This is a genomic window from Parasynechococcus sp., from assembly GCF_042954245.1.
Classification (GTDB): domain Bacteria; phylum Cyanobacteriota; class Cyanobacteriia; order PCC-6307; family Cyanobiaceae; genus Parasynechococcus.
Genome location: NZ_JBGKDP010000263.1, coordinates 1 through 3970, shown reverse-complemented (window position 1 = coordinate 3970; position 3970 = coordinate 1). Strand labels below are relative to the sequence as shown.

Below are 3970 nucleotides of genomic sequence, written 5' to 3'. Positions count from 1 at the left end.
CAAAGAAAGCAGAGAAAGAGAAAGCAGAGCAAGATGCAAAGAAGGCTGCAGCAGTGGCAAAGGCTGCAATTACGACCAAAGCAAAACCAAAGCCGCTGGAATTGTCACAGGAAAAGCTTGATGAGATACAGAAAGCATACTCTGATGAGGAAGACTTCAAGGAAGAATGTGCCAAGGAGCTGAAAGCTCTCGGCTCCCATGTGGTCACTGCGATGTCGGGGCCCCGGGTTAATCCCTTCCCCGGTTTGCTGGCTGTTGAGGAGTCGTTGCCCGACCTGGCTCTGGTGCTGGGGGGGGATGGCACGGTGCTGGGGGCTGGCCGCCACCTTGCGGTGCATGACATCCCGATCCTCAGCATCAATGTGGGAGGCCATCTGGGCTTTCTCACCCACGACCGCCGTGTGTTGCGCGGCGATCAGATCTGGCAACGCCTTCAGGATGATCAGTTCGCGATCGAACGGCGCATGATGCTTCAGGCGATGGTGGATTACCGCCCTGCCGAGGATCGTACGGCCTCCCCCGGTCTGCTGCAACAGCCGGATCTGGAAGACGATGAAGAGCACCACTGGGCCTTCAACGACTTTTACCTGCGGGCCTACCGCGATGAGATTTCGCCCACCTGCACCCTGGAGCTCGAGATCGATGGGGAAGTCATCGACCAGGTGCGTGGTGACGGCCTGATTCTCTCCACCCCCACGGGGTCCACCGGGTACGCCCTTGCGGCAGGGGGGCCCATTCTTCATCCCGGCATCGATGCCATCATCGTTGCCCCGATCTGCCCGATGAGCCTCTCCAGCCGAACGCTGGTGGTGCCGCCCCGGGCCAGGTTGGCCATCTGGCCGCTGGGTGCTGGGGATCACCGCGTCAAGCTCTGGAAGGACGGTGTGAGCTGCACAGTGCTGGAACCTGGGGAGTGCTGTGTGGTTCAGCAGGCGCGCCACCATGCCCTGATGGTGTTGCTCAATCAAAGCCCGTCGTATTACCGAACCCTGTCTCACAAGCTGCACTGGGCGGGAAGCCTGCACGCGGCGCAGCCTTCGCAGAATTGATCCATGGCCCTTGAGATTGAACGGCGCTTTCTGGTGCGATCGGATGCCTGGCACAGCAGTGCAGGCCCCGCACAGCCGCTGCGTCAGGGATATCTGGCCGCTAGTGCCGACGGTATGACGGTACGGATGCGCCTGCGCGGCACGGATCAGGCCTGGCTCACCCTGAAGGCTGCGGCTGATGCCGTTGGCCTGGTGCGCCACGAGTTCGAATATCCGATTCCCGTGGCGGACGCCGAAGCCCTCTGGGATCTGGCGCCGCACCGCCTGGACAAAGTCCGCTACGCCTTGGATTGCCCTGGTGGTGACTGGGTGGTGGATTGTTTCCGGGGCGAGAACGCCCCCTTGGTGCTAGCGGAGGTGGAGCTGGCATCGGCCCAGGAGAATCTGCGGATTCCGCCCTGGTGTGGCGAGGAGATCACCAGGGAGTCCCGCTGGAGCAATGCGGTGCTGGCCCAGCATCCGGTTCAGTCCTGGCCCGAGGAGCAGCGTCGCCGTTTTGGCTGGCCCTAAGGCCGGACTGGATTTGTCTTCAGATTTCCTTTAGCTTTGAGGGGTTCTGATTGGTGGCTCCTTCCAGTGGTGGGTCTGTACGACACAACTGGAATGCTTCGCTTCGCGGGATCCAGCGTGGAGGCCGGCCTTGAATACGCCACGCTGTTTCAGATCCTGTGGGCCCCACCTCCCTGCAAAGCCTGCTGGAGCCTGTCAGCTCCACGATCAGGCTGAGGGGGGATCGTGTTCTGGAAGGACGCAACAGTTGAAGCCGTCCCGACAGATCTTGCCGTTGTCCATGGCCCAATTGAGCAGCGCCACCCGGTTCTTCGAGCCGGTCTTGGTGAACACGTTGCTCACATGGTTGTCCACCGTTCGTTTGCTGATGGTGAGACGGTCGGCGATTTCCTGATTGGTCAGTCCTTTGGCCACGAGCTCGATGATCTCGATCTCCCTGGTAGAGAGGGAGATCTCCAGAGGATCGGTACCGTCGAGGGAGGACATGAGTGACCGCCATTGAGATCATGCTAGTCCGGACGACCGGTCTGATCCTGCATAGTGGGCCGGTGAAATGGAACAAGATTTGAGGACGGCGCTGCAGCGCGCAATTGAGGCCGGGGATCAGGTGCTCACGGCCGAGGTGATGCCTCCTCGCGGAGCCGATCCCTCGCACATGCTGGCCATGGCCGCATCGCTGCAAGGCCGTGTCCATGCGGTGAATGTGACCGATGGAAGTCGGGCCGTGATGCGGATGAGCAGCCTGGCCTCCTGCAAGTTGCTGCTTGAGGTCGGTCTGGAACCGGTGTTGCAGATGGCCTGCCGTGATCGCAATCGCATCGCCCTTCAGGCCGATCTGCTCGGGGCCCATGCGTTGGGGATCCGCAACCTGTTGTGTCTCACTGGCGATCCGGTGCGGGCGGGCGATCAGGCGGATGCTCGGCCGGTGAATGAGTTCGAGTCGGTGAAGCTCTTGCAGCAGGTGGAAGCCCTCAATCGGGGCGTGGATCCCGTGCAGGGCACCCTGCCGGATGGGGCGACCATGCTGTTTGCCGGTTGTGCCGCCGACCCACAATCGAGGAGCTGGAGCGGTCTCCAGCGTCGTTTGCAGCGCAAGCAAGCGGCGGGAGCCCGTTTCGTTCAAACCCAGATGGTGATGGACCCTGAAGCGCTCGAGCGCTTCCAGCGCGAACTGGCCGGCCCCCTGAGTCTGCCTGTGCTGGCTGGCGTGTTTCTGCTGAAGTCAGCCAAGAATGCTCGGTTCATCAACCGCGTTGTACCGGGAGCCTGCATCCCCGATGCGTTGATCCATCGGCTGGAGTGTGCCGATAATCCCGCCATGGAGGGTGTGGCCATCTCCGCTGAACAGGTGAAGCGCTATCTCGGAATCGTTCGTGGCGTGCACCTGATGGCGATCAAGGCGGAGGAGCGCATCCCGTTGATCCTGGATCGCGCCGGACTCAGCTCGCTGCCTGGGTGAGGTCGGTGCCGAGCAGCTCCGCCATGGCTTTCTGCTGTGGGGACGGCTCCACCAGGTCCTGACGACGAGCATCGGTGATCAGCCAGTCGAGGGAGGCCTCCTGCAGATCGAAGTGATCACCGTCCTTACCCACGCAGTAGCGGCCGAACACCAGCTTCTCCAGCAGCTGCACGCCGGGGCCGATGCGCGAATAGTCAAAAATGATTGAGTTATCGACCGTGGCGCCCTCACAGATGTGGCAGCTGGGGCCGATCATGGTGGGCCCAACGATCGTTGCGCCGTCTTCGATCTTGGTCATGCCGCCCACGTAGACGGGGCCGCTGACGTTGATCTTGTCCCAGTTTGCGGCCACATTCAGACCAGTGTAAACCCCAGGACGCACTTCCTTGCCGGGGATTCCCACCTGACGGACCTCACCCATCAACACGCTGCGGATGGCTTGCCAGTAGTCGGGAACCTTGCCGATATCCACCCATTCGAAATCCATCGGGATGGCATAGAAGGGTGCCCCGAGCTCGGCCAGCTTCGGGAACAGATCGGAGCCGATGTCGAAGGACTGACCCGAGGGGATGTGCTCAAAAACCTCCGGTTCAAAGATGTAGATGCCGGTGTTGATTGTGTCGCTGAGGGCTTCCTCAACGCTGGGCTTTTCGTGGAAGCTTGAAATTCTGTTCTGGTCATCGGTTACCACAACGCCGTAGCTGCTCACCTGATCCTTGGGGACCCGTTTGGTGACGAGGCTGGCGATCGCACCCTTGTCCCGGTGCAGCCGTACCGCTTCGCTGAGATCAAGGTCGATCAGCGCATCGCCGCAGAGCACCACGAAAGTGTCGTCGAAGAAGTTCTGGAAATCTTGGATTTTTTTGAGCCCGCCAGCAGACCCCAGGGCATTGCCGATCAGTTCGCCGTCTTCAATCCGTCCTTCAAAGCTGTAGGCAATTTCAACCCCGAA

At 61.0% G+C, this 3970-nt stretch carries 4 protein-coding genes and 1 pseudogene; 3 read left to right on the top strand and 2 right to left on the bottom strand.

Going from position 1 to position 3970, the window contains the following annotated elements; translation table 11 throughout:
- Nucleotides 1-167 precede the first annotated feature (167 nt).
- Nucleotides 168-1049 (top strand): annotated as a pseudogene (locus ACGVJ8_RS12190) (NAD(+) kinase); the annotation flags it as partial.
- Nucleotides 1050-1052: 3 nt separating this feature from the next.
- Nucleotides 1053-1559: a CYTH domain-containing protein gene (locus tag ACGVJ8_RS12185; protein WP_392348471.1), complete on the top strand. Its 507-nt coding sequence runs from the start codon at nucleotides 1053-1055 to the stop codon at nucleotides 1557-1559.
- Nucleotides 1560-1766: 207 nt separating this feature from the next.
- On the opposite strand, the gene ACGVJ8_RS12180 is transcribed toward ACGVJ8_RS12185, so the two are convergent.
- Nucleotides 1767-2045, bottom strand: a complete 279-nt coding sequence (locus ACGVJ8_RS12180; RefSeq protein ID WP_392348469.1) for a LuxR C-terminal-related transcriptional regulator — start codon at nucleotides 2043-2045, stop codon at nucleotides 1767-1769.
- A 67-nt stretch (nucleotides 2046-2112) separates the two neighbouring features.
- On the opposite strand from ACGVJ8_RS12180, the gene ACGVJ8_RS12175 reads away from it, so the two are divergent.
- On the top strand, nucleotides 2113-3018 hold the full coding sequence (locus tag ACGVJ8_RS12175) for a methylenetetrahydrofolate reductase (RefSeq protein ID WP_392348467.1): 906 nt from the start codon (nucleotides 2113-2115) through the stop codon (nucleotides 3016-3018).
- Here ACGVJ8_RS12175 and ACGVJ8_RS12170 read toward each other — a convergent pair.
- A partial coding sequence (locus ACGVJ8_RS12170; RefSeq protein WP_392348465.1) for a sugar phosphate nucleotidyltransferase occupies nucleotides 2999-3970 on the bottom strand: 972 nt, incomplete at its 5' end. The two genes, ACGVJ8_RS12175 and ACGVJ8_RS12170, sit on opposite strands and share 20 nt — an antisense overlap.